Origin of the sequence: Chryseobacterium sp. 'Rf worker isolate 10', from assembly GCF_050753305.1 — a bacterium.
Classification (GTDB): Bacteria; Bacteroidota; Bacteroidia; order Flavobacteriales; family Weeksellaceae; genus Chryseobacterium.
The window spans coordinates 130773-149093 of the sequence record NZ_JBOZOF010000003.1 but is presented as its reverse complement, the minus strand read 5'-3'; the positions used below and the strand labels follow the sequence as shown (position 1 = coordinate 149093).

The following is an 18321-nucleotide window of genomic DNA, read 5'->3' as shown; positions in this document are numbered from 1 at the left end:
TATTGCGTCTTATTTTTAACTACATTTGATGTGTTGAAAATCTATTTGTTCAATTCTGAAAATGAACAAACTCACCCTATTTAAATAAAAAAATAAAGATAATTTATGGAAAGACCACTTATTCTGGTGACTAATGATGATGGAATTACAGCTCCTGGTATCAGAAACCTTGTAAATTTTATGAATGAAATCGGAGAAGTAGTTGTTGTAGCACCAAACTCTCCTCAAAGTGGAAAAGGCCACGCTATTACCATTAATTCTACACTGAGCTACGAAGAAGTTACTTTGGAAGGCCCACAGACTGATTTTTCATGCAGCGGTACTCCCGTAGATTGTGTAAAAATGGCTCTTGACAAAATTCTGACAAGAAGACCTGACATTGTAGTTTCAGGAATCAATCACGGGGCGAATTCTTCCATCAATGTAATTTATTCCGGTACTATGTCTGCAGCTGTAGAAGCTGGTGTAGAAGGAATTCCTGCGATTGGATTCTCATTACTTGATTTCAGTTGGGAAGCAGATTTTACTCAAGCTAAAGAATTTATTCAGAATATTGTAAGAAGAACGCTGGAAAACCCTATGCCAAAAGGCGTTGTACTAAACGTCAATATTCCTAAACTTCCGGCTGAAGAAATAAAAGGAGTAAAAGTATGCAAGCAAGCTCATGCCAAATGGGAAGAAAGCTTTGATGAAAGAATAAATCCACATGGTAAAAAGTATTATTGGCTAACCGGTTATTTCAACAATATGGATGATTCTGAAGATGCTGATGAAACAGCATTGGCAAACGGATATATTTCTATTGTTCCTGTAAAATTTGACCTTACAGCTTATGAATATATGAAAACATTGGAAGAGGTAATGACTTTTGAAAATGTAAAAGAAGCAAAATAAATCTCCGAAATTAAAAATAGTAAAAGCGTGAAATTTGATTTCACGCTTTTTTATGTATTAAAATAATACCTTATCTTCTTTTCTGAGTTCTTCGAGATACGCTTTTTTTTCATCTCTATAGAAAAGGTTCATAGTTTCAAAAGGAATTAACTTCAAGTCTTTATTGACGATGTGCACGCAAGACTTCTTTACTGCCCGTACATCAAAATCATGAGCATCCATAAAGTTCATAATAATTATTCTAAACAGATTATCATAGTCTAGATCCGGAGCACAAACTTCCGGAAGACAGCATAACAGCTGATTTACTTTGGGCTGTACTTTATCTACAGAAATTCCGGTACTGAATATATCCAGCAGCTGCATATGCAACCCTTTATCCTGTTCATAAACGATAGTATTTCTCGATTCATTATTCAGAAGATCTGCAGGATTGATATACCTGGTCAAAGGAATTGTTTCACCCTGAAGTTTTAAAATATATCCCATAGCCAGGGAATCCGGGTTGCATGGAACCGGAATAATATCATCAGCGTTTAATAAAGGAAACTGATTGATTATTTCCTGCCTTACCTCCGTTAAAGTAATCTTTTCGTGAGCAGAATCTTCCCTGTTTCTTCCGGCAATTTCAACAGGCTGGAAAGTAATTCCCCTCACACATTTTTGTTTCAAGGCAAATTCTATAATTTTTCCAATTTCATCAATATTTTTACCTTTTTGAAGGACAATAACTAATGTAGTGGAAAGATTAAGCTCATTGAGTTTTTCCAATGCTTTCATTCTTACAGCAGTAAGATCTTTTCCCCTAAAATCTTCTAATACTTCCGGTTTAAATGAATCAAACTGAAGGTATATTTCAAACTCAGGAGCATAGGTCGCCAGCTGTTCAGCAAACCCAGGATCATTGGCAATTCTGACTCCATTGGTATTCAGCATGAGATGTTTAATGGGTTTTGACTTTGCAATATCCATAATTTTGAAAAATTCCGGATGAATTGTGGGTTCTCCCCCACTGATTTGAACAACGTCCGGCTCACCTTCATTTTTTACAATAACATCAAACATGGCTTCAATTTCTTCCAGACTTCTATGACTTCCATAATGCGGAGAAGACATAGCATAACACGTAGGGCAAGTCAAATTACAACGGTCTGTAACTTCTACAATAGAAAGGCAGCTATGTTGTTCATGATCTACACAAAGTCCACAATCATAGGGGCAACCATATTCTACACCGGTTCCGAAATGAAGTGGCATTTCTGAGGCTTTATTATAGTTCCTTATGTTTTTATAGTAATGTACATCGGAGGCTATTTTTGTTTTAAAAAAGCCATGATCAGGACATCTCTTGGTCATAAATACAGCTTCATCCTCTATGATAATCTTAGCACCAACTCTTTTAAGGCACTCTGGACAAAGACTGATTGTATAGTCGTAATAGGTATAATTTCTTACCGGCATAGCAAAAATTTTAAAAATTTCCTCCGCAAATATAGCCACTGATCAATCCACAGATCAGAAGGCAGATCAGCATTGTTTGAATAAATTGTTTTTTAGTGAATTTTCGGTCTCCCTTCCTTTCATAGATTATTTTTGTAACAACAGTAACGATAAGGGAAAAAAACAAAGCAGCCAAAATAATTGCTCCAATGATCATTATGACTAAACCCATGAGATTACCTGTTTCTAAAATAGTTAAAATTTTCATTTTGAATGTTTTAAATATAAAACCTTGGTGTTTATAGTATAAATATAGTAAATAATTAAACAGATACAGACCATTTGAATCATACCAAGATTTCCTATGATCTCAACCCTTGGTTTTATAAAATCTAATAAGAATCTGAATGTAAAATAGCTGAGCATAAACAATTGAAAAATAAACCCTGAAGGATATTTCTTAAGATTTTGAATATATTTTAATCCCAGCCAGAGAACAATTAAAAAAGCTATTTCATATAAAGCAACAGGATGCCTGAGGTATTGATCTCCCAGATGCATTCCAAAAACAGAATCAGTAGGAATGCCATATGTTTCTTCATAAATTCCGGTAAGGAAACACCCTATCCTGCCTATAATAATGGCAAACATCAAAGGAAAAACAATAAGATCTCCTGTACTTTCTTTATGATGTACAATCTTCTTTGCAAGCTCCACACCAAGTAAGCCAAAGGCCAGGCCTCCGACTATAGTATTATTTGACCAAAATTTTTTAATACTAAAATTCTCAAATAACGTATAGGGATTTTCAAGATTTCCTATTAATTTGGAACCTATCAAAGCTCCGGCGGTAGCTCCAATCAAAACTGCAGCAGAGGTATTGAATGAAAGTTTTTCTTTAGATTTACGTTTCAGATAAAAATAATATCTCATTCCCAAAAACATTCCGGCAGCCTCAAAAAGAGGATGTGCAAGGATCGTTTTGCCGAAAATATGAAATGTTACAGGAAAATCCATTATTTCAAAAATACACTATTTCATATTATTCACTACCTTTATTCTGACAAATAATTACAAAATGCGTATAGAATATGACATAAAACTGGGTTTCAAGGATGTAATGTTCCGCCCTAAACGTTCTACTTTAAAATCCCGCTCAGAAGTTGATTTGAAAAGAGAATTTACTTTTAAACATACTAAGAAAAAATGGACGGGAGTTCCTGTAATTGCAGCCAATATGGATACGGTAGGAACTTTTGAAATGGCTGTAGAACTTGCAAAAGAAAAAATTATTACTGCGGTTCACAAACATTATACCCCTGAAGAATGGAGCCAGTTTCTGGAAAGCCAGCCTGAAAGCATTCATCAATATATTGCTTTAAGCACAGGAACGGGAAAAGCTGACGAAGAAAAAATAAGACAAATTCTCGAAAAGCATCCAAAAATTGAGTTTCTCTGCATTGATGTAGCCAATGGCTATTCTGAGCATTTCGTTGAATTTGTGAAGAGAGCAAGAGCTAATTTTCCGGATAAAATTATTATAGCCGGAAATGTGGTTACCGGAGAAATGGTAGAAGAGCTTCTTTTGGTGGGTGCAGATATTATAAAAGTAGGTATTGGCCCTGGATCTGTATGTACAACCAGAGTAAAAACAGGCGTCGGCTATCCTCAGCTTTCTGCAATTATTGAATGCGCTGATGCAGCCCATGGTTTGGGAGGACACATCATTGCTGATGGCGGCTGTAAAGTACCAGGAGATGTTGCAAAAGCCTTTGGAGGTGGTGCTGATTTCGTAATGCTGGGCGGAATGTTTGCCGGCCATGACGAAAGTGGCGGCGAAATAATTGAAGAAAATGGTAAAAAATACCGCCTTTTCTATGGAATGAGTTCCAAAACCGCAATGGATAAGCATTCCGGAGGGGTAGCAGAATATCGTGCTTCTGAAGGGAAAACAGTGAAAGCAGCGTATAAAGGTCCTGTGGCAGACACCGTAAAGGATATTTTAGGAGGAGTAAGATCTACCTGTACTTATGTAGGAGCATCTACCCTTAAAGAACTTTCCAAGAGAACTACATTTATCAGAGTTCAGGAACAGGAAAATCAGGTTTTTAATTAGTATTGATTTTACAAAGAATAAAAAAGGCTGCAAGTATGCAGCCTTTTTATATTTTAAGTTAACATTCCACCGTCAACGTTCAACGTTTGTCCGGTAATGTATGCTGACATTTCACTTCCTAAAAATACACACGCATTTGCGATATCTGCAGGCTGTCCTCCTCTCTTCATAGGAATTTCTTCTCTCCATCCCTGAACTGTTTTTTCGTCCAGGACAGCAGTCATTTCCGTTTCAATAAATCCGGGAGCAATAGCATTACATCTGATATTTCTTGACCCTAATTCTAACGCAACAGATTTCGTAAATCCAATAACCCCAGCTTTAGAAGCGGCATAGTTGGCTTGTCCGGCATTCCCTTTTACTCCTACTACAGAAGTCATATTGATAATAGATCCTGATCTTGCCTTCATCATCGGCTTGATTACCGCTTTTGTAAGGTTAAAAACTGAGTCTAAGTTTACTTTGATTACTTTATCCCAATCTTCTTTAGACATTCTCAATAACAGGTTATCTTTTGTAATTCCTGCATTGTTGATCAGAATATCAATCTGTCCGAACTCTGCCATTACATCTTCCACCAATTTCTGAGCTGCATCATAATCTGATGCGTCAGACTGATATCCCTTAATTTGGGTTACAGAACTTAAAGCTGCTTCTAATTCTTTTGCTTTGTCTACAGAACCAGCGTAGGTAAATGCTACTTTTGCCCCTTGCTGAGCAAACATTTCAGCGATACCTTTACCGATTCCTCTTGTAGCTCCGGTAATTAATGCTACTTTTCCTTCTAATATTTTCATATCTATTGATAATTATTTTCTTTTATAACTCGTTCAGCTTGTGACAGCTGCCTCTTATAGCTTCTACAATTCCTTTCGGGAATTAAACGGTTTGCAAAGATATTATAAAATGTTATTCAAGCCATTTAAATTGTTAAAATACTGGATTTTTTTGACAATTCTCTGGATATTTACTAAAGCTGAGCTGAGTTATTTTTAAATCTGGTGAAATAAATAAAATCTGTTTTTTTGCTTTTATCCAGCTTTAGTACTTCTTTCTGCCAGAAATATTTATCATAAATTATTTCTTTAAGAGGTTCATTCTGAAAGTTGGAAACCCCGAATTTGCCTTCTTTTTTTACCACAATCTCGTTTTCAGCATTCCCGAATGTTATAATATCTTCATAAATAAAGGGTACAATTTCTGTTCCTTTCCCATCCAGAATGCCATAAAGATTGCCTGTATTTTTACATACTAAAGGTTTTGAGTACTGATTAAGAGGATTAAAATATTCAACATCTTCATTTTTTATCTGGCTGATATTTTTCAATTCAGATACCGACTGATCTGCGACAGAAAATCTGTAGAAACGATCCTGTCTTCCGATGATAAGATTGTCCGGATAGAAACCTAAAACCTGAACTCCTTCTCCTACAATATTCTTAAGATTTTTATCCAGAAACTGCTCTTCATTTCCTTTTTTAAGGTAAATAAAATCTTTGCCCGAAATAGTAAAACTTTTGATAAAATCATATTCCTGAGGAAGGATGATATTCCCCTGCAGATCTACAATACCGGATTTTTTTACTTTATCATTATAAACACTGAAAAGATTATTCAATAAAGGATTTAAATATTTAAAAGCCTGTGCATGCAGCTTCCTGTCTTTTTTATTGAAAACAGTTGTCTTTCCATTTTTTGTAAGGTAGATGTATTCCTTTTTACCAAAATATTCTGGTGTGATATCATTAAAAATTTCCTCTGCAATGACATTTTCATCTGTATCAATCAAACCATATTTTCCTGTACTTTTATTTCTGGTAATCAGATAAGGATAGGCATTGATATCTACGATCTGTTTCGAAAATTTGTGCAGTGTCTGACCATTATTTCCAATGATTTCATTTTCGTTGTCATCATTAATGATCAGAGCTTTTCCGTCTTCGAAGTTGTAATCTTCTTTAAATTCGCGGGTGCTGAGCTGCTTTCCGCTAAGGTCATACAGAAACCATTTTTTATCTTTTAAAACAAAAAACCTGTTCTTACCAGAAAAACGGATCTTCTCAGAGTAAGGAATGATTTCCTTTCCGTTAAAATCATACACGGCTTCTTTATCCTGTTTTGAAGAAATAATGCATTCTTTGCTCCACCATGGTGTATTAAACTCCTGATTATCCAAAGGAATAAGTTCTTTCCCTTTTTCATCAATAATGGAAGATTTCCTACTGTTTCCTTCTTCAGAATAAAGAATGAATCTGTTTTTAAAGACATGTAAAATGCTTCCTTTGTAAGGAGATTCAAAGGTGATATTCCCCAAAGAATCTACGATTCCCTGTTTTTTATAACCAGAATCGTAGAATGTTCCGTATCCCTCCGAATAGGAATTTACTTCCTTTTCTGTCTTTTTAGACAGAATCACTTTCATATATTGGTTAGTCTGTGCTGTACAGACTACAGAACATAATACAAAAATTAATTTTTTCAAGGAAAATTAAATAGAATTGTTGACAATAAGAACGATCTCTCCTTTTAAAGTTTTACTCTTGGAAAATTCAATTAATTCATTGATTGTTCCCCGTTTAGTTTCTTCAAATTTCTTAGAGATTTCACGGCTTAAGCTTACTTTGGTTTCTTCTCCGAAGAATTCTTTGATCTGCTCCAGCGTGGTATTGATTTTATGAGGACTTTCGTAAAGAACGATAGTCTTTTTTTCTTCAGCAAGCTGCTTAAGCTTTGTTTGTCTTCCTTTTTTCTGTGGTAAAAAACCAGCGAATAAAAATTCATTGTTAGGAAGCCCTGAAACCACTAATGCCGGAATCAGAGCTGTGGCTCCGGGAAGGCAAATCATATCAATATTATTGTCTGCTCCTGCTTTTGCCAGTAAGTAGCCAGGATCCGAAATTCCAGGTGTTCCTGCATCGGTAATAATTGCTATATTCTGACCGTTTTTAAGGTCTGTAATTACTTTCTCTGTTGCCTGATGCTCATTATGTAAATGATAAGATTTTAAAGGCTTGGAGATCTCAAAATGTTTTAAAAGTATTCCGGAAGTTCTGGTGTCTTCACATAAAATATAATCTACTTCTTTCAGGACATTTACTGCCCTGAATGTCATATCTTCCAGGTTCCCAACGGGTGTGGGAACAAAATATAGGATTCCGCTCAAAATTATAAGAATTTATTTTCCACCAATATCCAAAGTCTCTGCGCATATTCATCCACTTTACTCCACTTTCTTTCGTAATACAGATCACTAAGATATTCTTTGGCTTCTTCCAGTGTTTTGAATTGGTTCAGCTGATATACTGCATCATTCAGGTCAGACTGGCTTCCTTCGAACAGCGTTTTTGAGAAAGCAATTCTGTCATTCAGATCCAGCTTGAATTCTGGTTTCTGCTTGTCTGCTTCCATAAATTGGGTAGGAATATTGGATTTCAGGATACTTCCTGTATCTTCTTTCACTACCATCGGTTCTTTGTCTTTAGGAAAATCTGTTTCCAGGTGATCATCATCAAAAAGTGACTGAACAGCTTTCAATCCTTTGATATTGGCTAATTTTATTTTTTTCTCCTGCTGATATGCTTCTAAGTTTTCAAAGCTCTCATCAGAAGGATGTCTGTCTGTTTCTTCAGGAACAGGCCTGTCTATTTCAACGATTTTTCTTCTGTCATATACTTCAGCAAGAATACTTTCCTCTTTTACAGGTTCTTCAGAATGATCATTTTTTATCTCACTCAGAATGTTTTCTACATTGGAAGTTTCTGTAGCCATTTCTCCCTGCTCTATTGAGACATTTGACGCTACAAATTGTTCTTCGTTTTCTTCAATCAGTATTTCATCATCCAATGTTTCTGCATCAAAAATACTAGGTATCGTCTCCGGTAGTGTAACATTAGCATCATTTACTACAGCATAATCAGTTTCTTTTTCGGATTCTTCTTCCTGTTCTTCTATTTCATTAAGCTGATTATTGAAAGTGGCTTCTTCTTCCGTTACTTCATGATGAAACAAGTCTTCATTAAGATCTTCATCAGAATCCGGTGTAGAATCTGCAAGAATCTTTTCTTCATCTACAAAGCTCAAAACCGCTCTCTGTTCTTCTGAAATTTCATTTTCGTCAATTTCGTTCAGCTGATTATTGAAAACAGCTTCTTCCTCCAGGGTTTCATGTTCAGGAGTCTGTTCCTGAATACTTTCCGGTAGTTTTTCTTCGTTGTTTTCTTCTGCAAAGCTTACAATATTTTCATGGAATTCATTTTCAACAATTTCATTCAACTGGTTGTTGAAAACAGCTTCCTCTTCTTCAGATCCATCTGAGAAAACTTCATTTTCATCAATTTCGTTCAGCTCATTATTAAAAATAGCTTCTTCTTCCGTCACTTCGTTTCCTGAATCATGATGATCTGTATCTCCTGACACAAAAGAGAGATGCTGATGATCCGGATTCTTCACCGGATTGTCTGCAACGAAATATTCAATATTTTTTTCCAGCAGTTTCAAAAAAGAAATCCTGTTAGCAAGCTCATCTACAAGATCTTGCTTGGAAAGTAGTTCGTCTATATTGCTTATTTTGTCCAGATTATCAATGATATTCATGGATTCAAAAAAAATCTTTTCCTTTAAATCTTGGATATTCTGCATAATAAGATTCTTATTAAAATTGCTTACTTTTGATGTTAAAAATATACGGCTAATTTAACAAATGTTTTTAGAAAATACAATTAATCATTCCAAACAAAGTGGTTGGATGGAAGTAATTTGTGGCTCTATGTTTTCGGGAAAAACCGAGGAACTGATCCGCAGATTGCGAAGAGCAGAAATGGCAGGACAGAATGTGGAAATTTTTAAACCCAAAATGGATATACGGTATTCTGAAGAGGATGTAGTGTCTCATAATCAGAATAAAATCCGTAGTACAGCAGTGGAAAATCCTAATGAAATTCTTCTGCTTGCATCCAATTGTGATGTAGTCGCCATTGATGAAGCTCAGTTTTTCGATGAAAGTATTGTTGATATTGCCAACCAGCTTGCCAATAGTGGTATCAGAGTAGTAATTGCAGGATTGGATATGGATTTTTTGGGCCGTCCGTTCGGGCCAATGCCCAATTTGATGGCTACAGCAGAGTATGTTACAAAAGTGCATGCTATTTGCAAAAGAACTGGTAATCTTGCCAACTATTCCATGAGAACTTCACAGGGAGATAATCTCGTAGAATTGGGAGAAACTGAAAGCTATGAGGCAGTAAGCCGCCGTGTCTTTATTGACGAAGTACTTTCAAAAAGAAAATAAATGTTGAAAAGGTAAAACTATAAAACTGTATTTACCAAACCATAAGATCTATTCACTTAATATAAAATAAAAAGCGAAAGCGCTCTATTGTAAAATCTGAAAAAGGATCAGTTTAAAATAACCGGTTCATTACTTTTTGTGATTTTACCTTTTTGCAGTTTCGCACCAAATAAAGCAGAAAGGGTACCAATGAACTATACAATACAACACATTGCAGAGATCACCAATGCACAGGTCATTGGAGACGGAAATATATTGATTAAAAATATAGCGTATGACAGCAGGATTATTTATTCTACCAAGAATACGGCTTTTATCGCGATCAATACACATAAAAATTCCGGTGAAAAATTTATAGAATCTGCAATTGACAGAGGTATCAATGTCATTATTTCTGAACATCATTATCCGGAGTTTGAAAATATAACCTGGATCATTGTTGAAAATTCCGTAGAGTTTCTTCAAAAATTAGCAAAGTATCATTTCGAAAATTCTCACTTACAATCTATCGGAATTACAGGAAGCAATGGTAAAACTATTTTAAAAGAATGGTTGTATCAATGTTTATGGAATGAGTTTCCTACGGTAAAAAGTCCTAAAAGTTTTAATTCTCAGATCGGTCTTCCGCTGTCTCTTCTTCAGATCAACAGCTCGTATCAGCTGGGAATTTTTGAGGTGGGAATTTCAAAACCGCATGAAATGGAAAAGCTTGAAAATATTTTCCATCCTCAGATCGGATTGCTTACCCATATCGGAACAGCTCATGCTGCCAACTTTTCTTCCGAAGAAGAATTGATTGATGAAAAAATCAGACTTTTTAAAAATTCTGAGGTGATCATTTATAATGGTGACAATTCTTTGGCTGATCAAAAAATTAAAAATTCCTATTCTGACAAAAAATTAATTTCTTACGGTTTTAAAAAAGAGAATAATGTTTTCATCAACAGCAATATTTCTAAAGATGAAAACATCATTGTTGAACATTTTGGTGAAGAAATCAGTTTTCCGGTCCATCAAAGAGACGAAGCGACATTAACCAATGCTATGGCGCTTATCACAGTCCTTAAGGAACTGAATGTCGAAAATAAAAAGATCGTCGAAAAAATCAACCTTTTAAAAGCCGTTGAAATGAGGCTTGAAGCGATTGAAGGAATTAAGGGCAATATTGTCATCAACGATTCTTTTAATCTCGACCTCGATTCTTTGAAGACTGCCCTTCAGTTTTTGAATGAATATAATAAATCTAAAAAATCGCTGGTCTTAACAGATATCGTAGGAGTAAATTCCAACGCAAAAGAATTGTATGAAGAAGTCTCTGAACTGGTGAATGAACAACATTTTGATTCTGTATTCTTAATTGGTGATAAAATTTCAAACTTTAGTGATTTATTTAAAGCTAAAACATATACTTTCATTGATACTAAAGAATTAATTGAAAGCAAGTATCTTACTGAATTAGAAAATCAGATCATTCTGCTAAAAGGAGCCAGAAAATTTGAAATAGAAAGATTAAAAGATATTCTTGAGTTAAGAAAGCATGATACGGTATTAGAAGTAAACCTTAATGCAATTCTTCATAATATCAATTATCATAAATCACTTCTGAGACCGGAAACTAAAATGATGGCCATGGTAAAAGCCAATGCCTACGGTCTGGGAAGTTATGAAGTATCAGAATTTCTACAACATCATCATATAGATTATCTTGGTGTAGCTTACGTTGATGAAGGTGTTGAACTCCGTAAAAAAGGAATTACAACACCTATTATTGTAATGAACCCCGAGCAGCACAGCTATCAAACGATTATAGAGTATAACCTTGAACCTGAAATTTACAGTTTCAGAGTTCTGGAATTATTTTATGAAGCGGTTCAGAAATCCGGATATGACAAGAAATATCCTATTCACATTAAACTGGAAACCGGAATGCACCGACTTGGTTTCAAAGATTTTGAACTGGATCAGTTAAGTGAAACTTTAAGCCAGAAAAATGTAAAGGTACAAAGTATGTTTAGCCATTTATCATCTTCTGATATGCCTGAAGAGAAAGAATTTACTTTGAAACAGCTTGAGATTTTCGAAAAAAATTCAAGCTATCTTATTGAAAAATTAGGATATACTCCTATCCGCCATATTCTGAATTCGGCCGGAATAACAAGTTATAAAGATCATCAGCATGACATGGTGAGAATCGGTATTGGTATGCTTGGAGAATCGGCAGATCCTGAGATTCAGAAGCAATTAAGATCTGTTGTAAGCTTTAAAACCGTAATTTCACAGATATCAACAGTTGAAAACGGTGAATCTGTAGGTTACAGCAGAAGATATAAGGCTGATCATCCTACAAGAATTGCAACGATCCCTGTAGGATATGCGGACGGAATTCCGAGACTGATCGGAAATCAGGTAGGAAACGTTGGAGTAAACAAAACATTAGCGCCCATCGTTGGAAATATCTGTATGGATATGATGATGATTAATGTTGACAATATTCCCAATGTGAAAGAAGGCGATACAGTAACTGTTTTCAACGCCAAACCAAGTTTAAAAGAATTTGCAGGCTACTGCAAAACGATAACCTATGAAGTATTAACCTCCATTTCTCCCCGGGTGAAACGGATTTATATAAAAGATTAATTATGAGAAAAATCCTGATTCTGCTTTTCATATTCCCACTGCTATTGATCCATTCTCAGGTAAAAAAAAATTTGGTGATTCCGAAAAATCCAAAGATAGGACTGTCACTTGCAGGTGGTGGGGCCAAGGGTTTTTCACATGTCGGAGTTCTTAAAGTTTTGGATTCGTTGGGAGTGAAAGTCGACTATATCTCCGGAACAAGTATGGGAGCTATCGTAGGTGGATTGTATGCTGCAGGCTATTCCGGAAAAGAAATTGAAAAAATAGTCATGGATACGGATTTCTATTCTTTAATTATGGATCCGAAATCAAGGCAGGAAGCCAGCTTTTTCAATAAATCTGTAGACAAATATCTTTTATCCATTCCGCTTAAAAATGGAAAAATCACACTTCCCTCCTCTATCAGTACCGGACAGAGAAATGTTTATCTTCTGAAAGAACTTTTTAAGAACGTTTCCAATATTGAGGACTTTTCCAAAATGCCAATCCCCTTCTTATGCGTTGCTACCAATCTGGAAAGCGGCAATATGCAGATTTTTGAAAAAGGAGATCTGGTGCAATCTATCATGGCGAGTTCCGCATTCCCTTCTTTAATGGATCCTGTTAAAATAGGTGACAGTATTTATATTGATGGCGCCATGACGGTAAACTACCCCTCAAAACCTTTAAAGGACAAAGGAATTGATATCGTCATCGGTGTGGACCTTAATCAGGATCTATCAAAAAGAGAAGATTTAAATAATATTATATCCATTCTGAACCAGGTCATTGATTTTGGAATAAAGAAAGATACCAGAAAGCAGTATAAATACACAGACATCAATATAAAACCCAACCTTAAAGGAATGTCTGCTACAAGCTATGATGAAAAAAAGAAAATTCTGGATAGCGGCTATGTAGAAGGATTAAAATATTCTCAGGTGCTGGACCAGCTTCCAAAACGGCCATTTGACCGTCTAAGACAGCGCATAAACCCAATTTATTCCAATGTATATAAGATAGACAGCATTTCCATTGAAGGAAGTAAGATCTACGGAAAAAACTACACTCTGGGAAAAATGGGATTACGCCTTCCCTCTCTGCAGACCTATGGAAGCATTAATAAAATGATTGATAAACTGGTTGCCACAAACAATTATAAATTTATCAATTATGATATCGTTCAGGAGAATGATGCCAACTATCTGAAGCTTTACGTGACTGAAGATGATGCCCGCCATTTTTTAAAATTCGGACTTCATTATGATGAAGTTTTCAAAACAGGACTTCTTTTGAATTACTCTGCAAAGAGACTTTTATTTAAAAACTCAAACCTTTCCCTGGATATTGTTGTAGGTGACCGTTTGAGATATTATCTGAATTATTTTATAGATAATGGATATATTCCAGGATTTGGTCTTTATTCATCAGGAATGAGCTTTGATATAAAGAATGTCGATAATTATGCAGTAGACCGCTGGGAATGGCTCAGAAATGAAGCTTATTTACAGTCTACATGGAAAGATAAATTTGCAATTGGCGGTGGTATCAGCCATGATTACTTCAAAGCAGAAAACAGCAATGGTGACAACAGACGCTATAGCCGTTTTTTAAATCCGTATGTATTCATTAAAACCGATACTCAAGATGATAAAGAATTTCCAACCAAAGGGGTTTATTTTGCTGCAGAAGGAAAGGTTATTGACCTTTTAAAATCTGAAGTAGACAAAAGAATCATTCAGATCAAGGCAGACCTTAAGCTTAATATCCCTCTTGGCAAGCAATTCAGTTATCGTCTTAACCTATTCGGAGGACTTACTATTGGAGAAAACCTCCCCGCCTTTTACCAATTCAGATTAGGAGGCATTTTTGAACAGAATCTGATTAATTTCAAAAGCTTTGGTGGATTTTATTTCGCCCAGCTTTATACAAATAATGTGATACTGGCATCTAACGATATCCAGTTTAAGTTTAACAAAAACTATTTCATCAGTGGAAATTTCAGCTTTGCTAACTTATCAAACGATATCAAGTTTGAAGATGCAGTTAAAGTAAATTATAGCTCACTGGGAATAACGGCAGGTTACAAATCTCCTTTCGGGCAGATAAAAGTAAACTTCAGCCACTCACTTAAAAATAACCAAAAAGGTATATTCAGTGTTATTTTAGGACACTGGTTTTAAAAAAAATGATACAGTTCTTTTACGAAAACTTACCAGAGTCGGTAAGTACAGATTACAAAAAATGGCTGGAAGATCTTATTCTTTCAGAAGGAAAAAAGCTTGGAGAAATCAATTACATTTTCTGTGATGATGAATATCTTCTTAAGATCAATCAGGATTATTTACAGCATGATTATTATACAGATATTATCACTTTTGATTATGTAAAAGGCAAGACAATAAGCGCTGAGATTTTCGTATCTTTGCAGCGCATTTCTGACAACGCCTCTACCCTTTCCCGAGATTATGAAGAAGAATTAAGAAGGGTTTTAGCCCATGGAATTTTACACCTTGCAGGCTATAAAGACAAGACGGAAGAGGAAGAAAAAGAGATGCGGAGAATGGAAGATCTGTACTTAGAGAAATACAGGAATTTATAGATTTAAAATTGAACAATCACTTAAAGTTCCATATCTAAAGTACTCTGTTCTAGCAACAATATTAGTTTACCTAGAGTGCATTCTCCAAAAATGTTTCACGTGAAACATTAGTTATAAAGATAAGGTTTAAAGCTTAAAACAAGCGAGATAAAAATGATTTCAGAAATATATGATGTGATAGTAGTAGGTGCAGGACACGCAGGTTGTGAAGCTGCAGCCGCAGCAGCTAACCTCGGTTCAAAAACACTACTTATTACAATGAATATGCAGACCATCGGACAGATGAGCTGCAACCCGGCAATGGGCGGAATCGCAAAAGGACAGATCGTAAGAGAGATTGATGCAATGGGAGGATATTCCGGAATTGTGGCAGACAAATCTGCTATTCAATTCAAGATGCTAAATCTTTCAAAAGGTCCTGCGATGTGGTCTCCGAGAACCCAAAATGATAGAATGCTTTTTGCCGAAGAATGGCGCTTAGCATTAGAGAATACTCCCAATCTTGATTTCTTTCAGGATATGGTAAAACAATTGATTGTTGAAAATAATAAAGTAGCCGGAGTGGTTACTTCTTTAGGAATTGAGATCAAAGCAAAATCTGTAGTTCTTACTAACGGAACTTTTCTTAACGGATTAATTCACGTTGGAGACAAACAATTAGGCGGAGGAAGAATGGGTGAACCAAGAGCATTTGGAATTACAGAACAATTGGTCACTTTAGGTTTCGAAGCAGGAAGAATGAAAACAGGTACTCCACCAAGAGTAGACGGAAGAAGTTTGGATTATTCAAAAATGGAAGAACAGAAAGGAGATGAAAATCCTCAAAAGTTCAGCTATCTTGATACTCCAAAACTAACAAAACAATTAAGCTGTCATATTGTATATACCAACGAAACGGTACACGATATTTTAAGAGAAGGTTTTGACAGAAGTCCAATGTTCAATGGAACGATTCAAAGTTTAGGTCCAAGATACTGCCCAAGTATAGAAGATAAAATCAATCGTTTTGCAGAGAGAAACAGACACCAGCTTTTCGTAGAACCGGAAGGATGGAAAACTGTAGAAATTTATGTAAACGGATTCAGCTCTTCTCTTCCTGAGGATGTACAGATCAAAGCAATGAAACATATTCCAGGATTTGAAAATGTAAAAGTTTTCCGCCCGGGTTACGCTATAGAATATGACTACTTCCCTCCTACCCAATTGAAACATACACTGGAAACTAAATTAATTGATAATTTATATTTTGCAGGTCAGATCAATGGAACAACCGGATATGAAGAAGCAGCAGGCCAAGGTTTAATTGCCGGGATCAATGCTCATAATAAAGTTCACGAAAAAGGAGATTTCATCTTAAACAGAGATGAAGCTTATATAGGAGTATTGATTGATGATTTGATTACAAAAGGAACTGAAGAGCCCTACAGAATGTTTACTTCTCGAGCAGAATACAGACTTCTTTTGAGACAAGATAATGCAGATATCAGACTAACCGAAAAAGCTTTCCAGCTTGGATTGGCAAAAGAAGACAGATTAAGAAAAGTAGGAGCTAAAATATCTGAAAGTCAGGCACTTGAAGAGTTTTTACGAGAAACTTCTTTAAAACCTGGCATTATCAATCCTATTCTTGAATCTATTGAGAGTAATCCTGTAGATCAGGCTTATAGAGCAGCTCAAATCCTTACCAGACCTAATATTACTTTAGAAAAATTGGATGAAATAGACTTTATTAAAGAAGTTTCTTCCCAATATAATAATGAAGTAAGAGAACAAGCTGAGATCAATATCAAATATAAAGGGTATATTGAAAAGGAAAAAGAGAACGTAGCAAAATTAAATCGACTGGAGAATATCAAAATACCAGAAGATTTTGATTACACTAAACTTTCCAGCCTTTCCACAGAAGCAAAACAGAAGATGTCTAACGTACGTCCGAAAACAATTGCACAGGCAGGGAGAATAAGTGGGGTTTCACCATCCGATATAAACGTTTTACTAGTCTATTTAGGACGTTAAAAAATTAATGTTTCACGTGAAACATTAAAAAAAATAAAGCGAAAATTAAGCTATTTATGAGGCTATACCAATCTCTGAATATCTTAATTTTTTTACATGATAAAAAAGATAACGATTTCAATGAAAATAAAAGATCATTTTCTTTCACAGGAAATATTTGAAATTAAAGAGACAGAAACAAAAGGGGTATTTAAGACCACCCCTATCCCATCCAATATTTCCAGATATTATGAAAGTGAAGATTATATTTCTCATCATCAGGATTCCGGAAGTCTGAAAGAAAAGCTTTATAAATTTCTTCAGTCTTTCAATCTGCAGTACAAAAAAAATATACTGATAGACAGAATAAAAAAAGGATCTAAAGTTCTTGATTACGGATGTGGTGCCGGAGAATTTGTAAAATATATAGAGAATGATTTTGAAACGTTCGGGTTTGAACCAGATGCTGATGCAAGAAAAGCTGCACACGGAAAAATAACCAAAGCTTCAATTTTAGATGACATCAATAAAATTGAAGAAAACAGTTTGGACGCCATTACACTCTGGCATGTATTTGAGCACATAGAAAACCAGGATGAAATGCTAAGCACTTTTCATGGGAAATTAAAAGAAAAAGGAATTCTTGTTATAGCTGTTCCCAACCCTACTTCTTACGATGCAAAACATTATAAAGAATATTGGGCAGCCTATGATGTACCAAGACATATCTATCATTTTTCCAAAAATGGTATGGAAAATTTAATTTCCAAAAAATCAGACTGGAAAATGAGAAAGATCAAACCTTTAGTGCTTGACTCCTATTATATCTCCATGCTCAGCGAAAAATATAAAAAATCACCCTTATTTTGGGCAAAAGCAGTGATCTACGGAACGATTTCGAATGTAAAAGCACTATTTTCGAACGAATTTTCAAGTTTGATATATATTATCGAGAAAAGATAGAAAATCGATTTTTAAGCGGTTTACGGAGGTCAATTTTCGGTATATTTCAACTTTAAAAACAAAAACTCAGGATTATTTATCCTGAGTTTTCTTTTTTTATATCTTTTGCTTTTTTCTAATCTTATATTTTATTAAAAATAAAAATGAAAAAAATGAACTGCATTTTTATTTTAAAAAAACATCCCCTACTCCATTTTGTAAATAAAGACAAGAGAAATTAATTATTTTATTTATCTAATTAAAGTAAAACTTTAATTTCATGTATCATTCTCCCGTCCATCATGAAATTGGATCAAGAAAACAAAAAATAAGGTTTTCGAAAGGAAATTATTATAAAAACAGCAATAATTTCACATCAAAATAAAATAATATACAAGCACTCGAAAAAAGTAAGAAAATTGATTTTAG

At 34.9% G+C, this 18321-nt stretch carries 15 protein-coding genes; 8 read left to right on the top strand and 7 right to left on the bottom strand.

Annotated features, from left to right (window positions below):
* Nucleotides 1-105: 105 nt before the first annotated feature.
* The gene (gene surE / locus LKL37_RS15010; RefSeq protein WP_431611330.1) at nt 106-894 is read left to right on the top strand and encodes a 5'/3'-nucleotidase SurE; all 789 of its coding nucleotides are present in this window, start codon (nt 106-108) and stop codon (nt 892-894) included.
* 57 nt (nt 895-951) lie between these two features.
* Here surE and LKL37_RS15005 read toward each other — a convergent pair whose 3' ends face one another.
* The 3 genes from LKL37_RS15005 to LKL37_RS14995 are packed head-to-tail and all read right to left on the bottom strand — an operon-like array spanning nt 952 to nt 3351.
* The gene (locus LKL37_RS15005) at nt 952-2355 is read right to left on the bottom strand and encodes a radical SAM protein (protein WP_431611329.1); all 1404 of its coding nucleotides are present in this window, start codon (nt 2353-2355) and stop codon (nt 952-954) included.
* A 10-nt stretch (nt 2356-2365) separates the two neighbouring features.
* On the bottom strand, nt 2366-2602 hold the full coding sequence (locus LKL37_RS15000) for a hypothetical protein (RefSeq protein ID WP_431611328.1): 237 nt from the start codon (nt 2600-2602) through the stop codon (nt 2366-2368).
* Nucleotides 2599-3351: a prolipoprotein diacylglyceryl transferase gene (locus LKL37_RS14995; protein WP_431611327.1), complete on the bottom strand. Its 753-nt coding sequence runs from the start codon at nt 3349-3351 to the stop codon at nt 2599-2601. The genes LKL37_RS15000 and LKL37_RS14995 overlap by 4 nt, the downstream gene beginning before the upstream one ends.
* A 61-nt stretch (nt 3352-3412) precedes the next feature.
* Between LKL37_RS14995 and LKL37_RS14990 the strand changes: the two genes are divergently transcribed.
* The gene (locus LKL37_RS14990; protein WP_431611326.1) at nt 3413-4450 is read left to right on the top strand and encodes a GMP reductase; all 1038 of its coding nucleotides are present in this window, start codon (nt 3413-3415) and stop codon (nt 4448-4450) included.
* Nucleotides 4451-4503: 53 nt separating this feature from the next.
* Here the strand turns inward: LKL37_RS14990 and fabG are convergent, their stop codons facing one another.
* The 4 genes from fabG to LKL37_RS14970 all read right to left on the bottom strand — a co-directional run bounded on the left by fabG (nt 4504) and on the right by LKL37_RS14970 (nt 9088).
* Entirely contained in the window at nt 4504-5247 is a 744-nt protein-coding gene (fabG, locus tag LKL37_RS14985; RefSeq protein WP_047377912.1) for a 3-oxoacyl-[acyl-carrier-protein] reductase, read from the bottom strand.
* Between the two features lie 173 nt (nt 5248-5420).
* Nucleotides 5421-6932: a WG repeat-containing protein gene (locus tag LKL37_RS14980; RefSeq protein ID WP_431611325.1), complete on the bottom strand. Its 1512-nt coding sequence runs from the start codon at nt 6930-6932 to the stop codon at nt 5421-5423.
* Between the two features lie 6 nt (nt 6933-6938).
* Nucleotides 6939-7613, bottom strand: a complete 675-nt coding sequence (gene rsmI, locus LKL37_RS14975; protein ID WP_047377914.1) for a 16S rRNA (cytidine(1402)-2'-O)-methyltransferase — start codon at nt 7611-7613, stop codon at nt 6939-6941.
* A gap of 2 nt (nt 7614-7615) precedes the next feature.
* Entirely contained in the window at nt 7616-9088 is a 1473-nt protein-coding gene (locus LKL37_RS14970) for a hypothetical protein (protein WP_431611324.1), read from the bottom strand.
* A 61-nt stretch (nt 9089-9149) separates the two neighbouring features.
* Between LKL37_RS14970 and LKL37_RS14965 the strand changes: the two genes are divergently transcribed.
* The 6 genes from LKL37_RS14965 (at nt 9150) to LKL37_RS14940 (ending at nt 17913) form a co-directional block, all read left to right on the top strand.
* Entirely contained in the window at nt 9150-9737 is a 588-nt protein-coding gene (locus LKL37_RS14965; protein WP_431611323.1) for a thymidine kinase, read from the top strand.
* Nucleotides 9738-9926: 189 nt separating this feature from the next.
* Complete coding sequence (locus LKL37_RS14960) at nt 9927-12374, top strand: bifunctional UDP-N-acetylmuramoyl-tripeptide:D-alanyl-D-alanine ligase/alanine racemase (protein ID WP_431611322.1); 2448 nt, start codon at nt 9927-9929, stop codon at nt 12372-12374.
* Between the two features lie 2 nt (nt 12375-12376).
* Nucleotides 12377-14536 (top strand): patatin-like phospholipase family protein, encoded by a 2160-nt coding sequence (locus LKL37_RS14955; protein ID WP_431611321.1) that lies wholly within the window; start codon nt 12377-12379, stop codon nt 14534-14536.
* Nucleotides 14537-14541: 5 nt separating this feature from the next.
* Nucleotides 14542-14955 carry an rRNA maturation RNase YbeY gene (gene ybeY / locus LKL37_RS14950; protein WP_431611320.1) on the top strand — a complete coding sequence of 138 codons (414 nt, stop codon included), beginning with the start codon at nt 14542-14544 and terminating at the stop codon, nt 14953-14955.
* 153 nt (nt 14956-15108) lie between these two features.
* Complete coding sequence (mnmG, locus tag LKL37_RS14945) at nt 15109-16971, top strand: tRNA uridine-5-carboxymethylaminomethyl(34) synthesis enzyme MnmG (protein WP_431611319.1); 1863 nt, start codon at nt 15109-15111, stop codon at nt 16969-16971.
* A gap of 120 nt (nt 16972-17091) precedes the next feature.
* Nucleotides 17092-17913: a class I SAM-dependent methyltransferase gene (locus LKL37_RS14940; protein ID WP_431611318.1), complete on the top strand. Its 822-nt coding sequence runs from the start codon at nt 17092-17094 to the stop codon at nt 17911-17913.
* Nucleotides 17914-18321 lie beyond the last annotated feature (408 nt).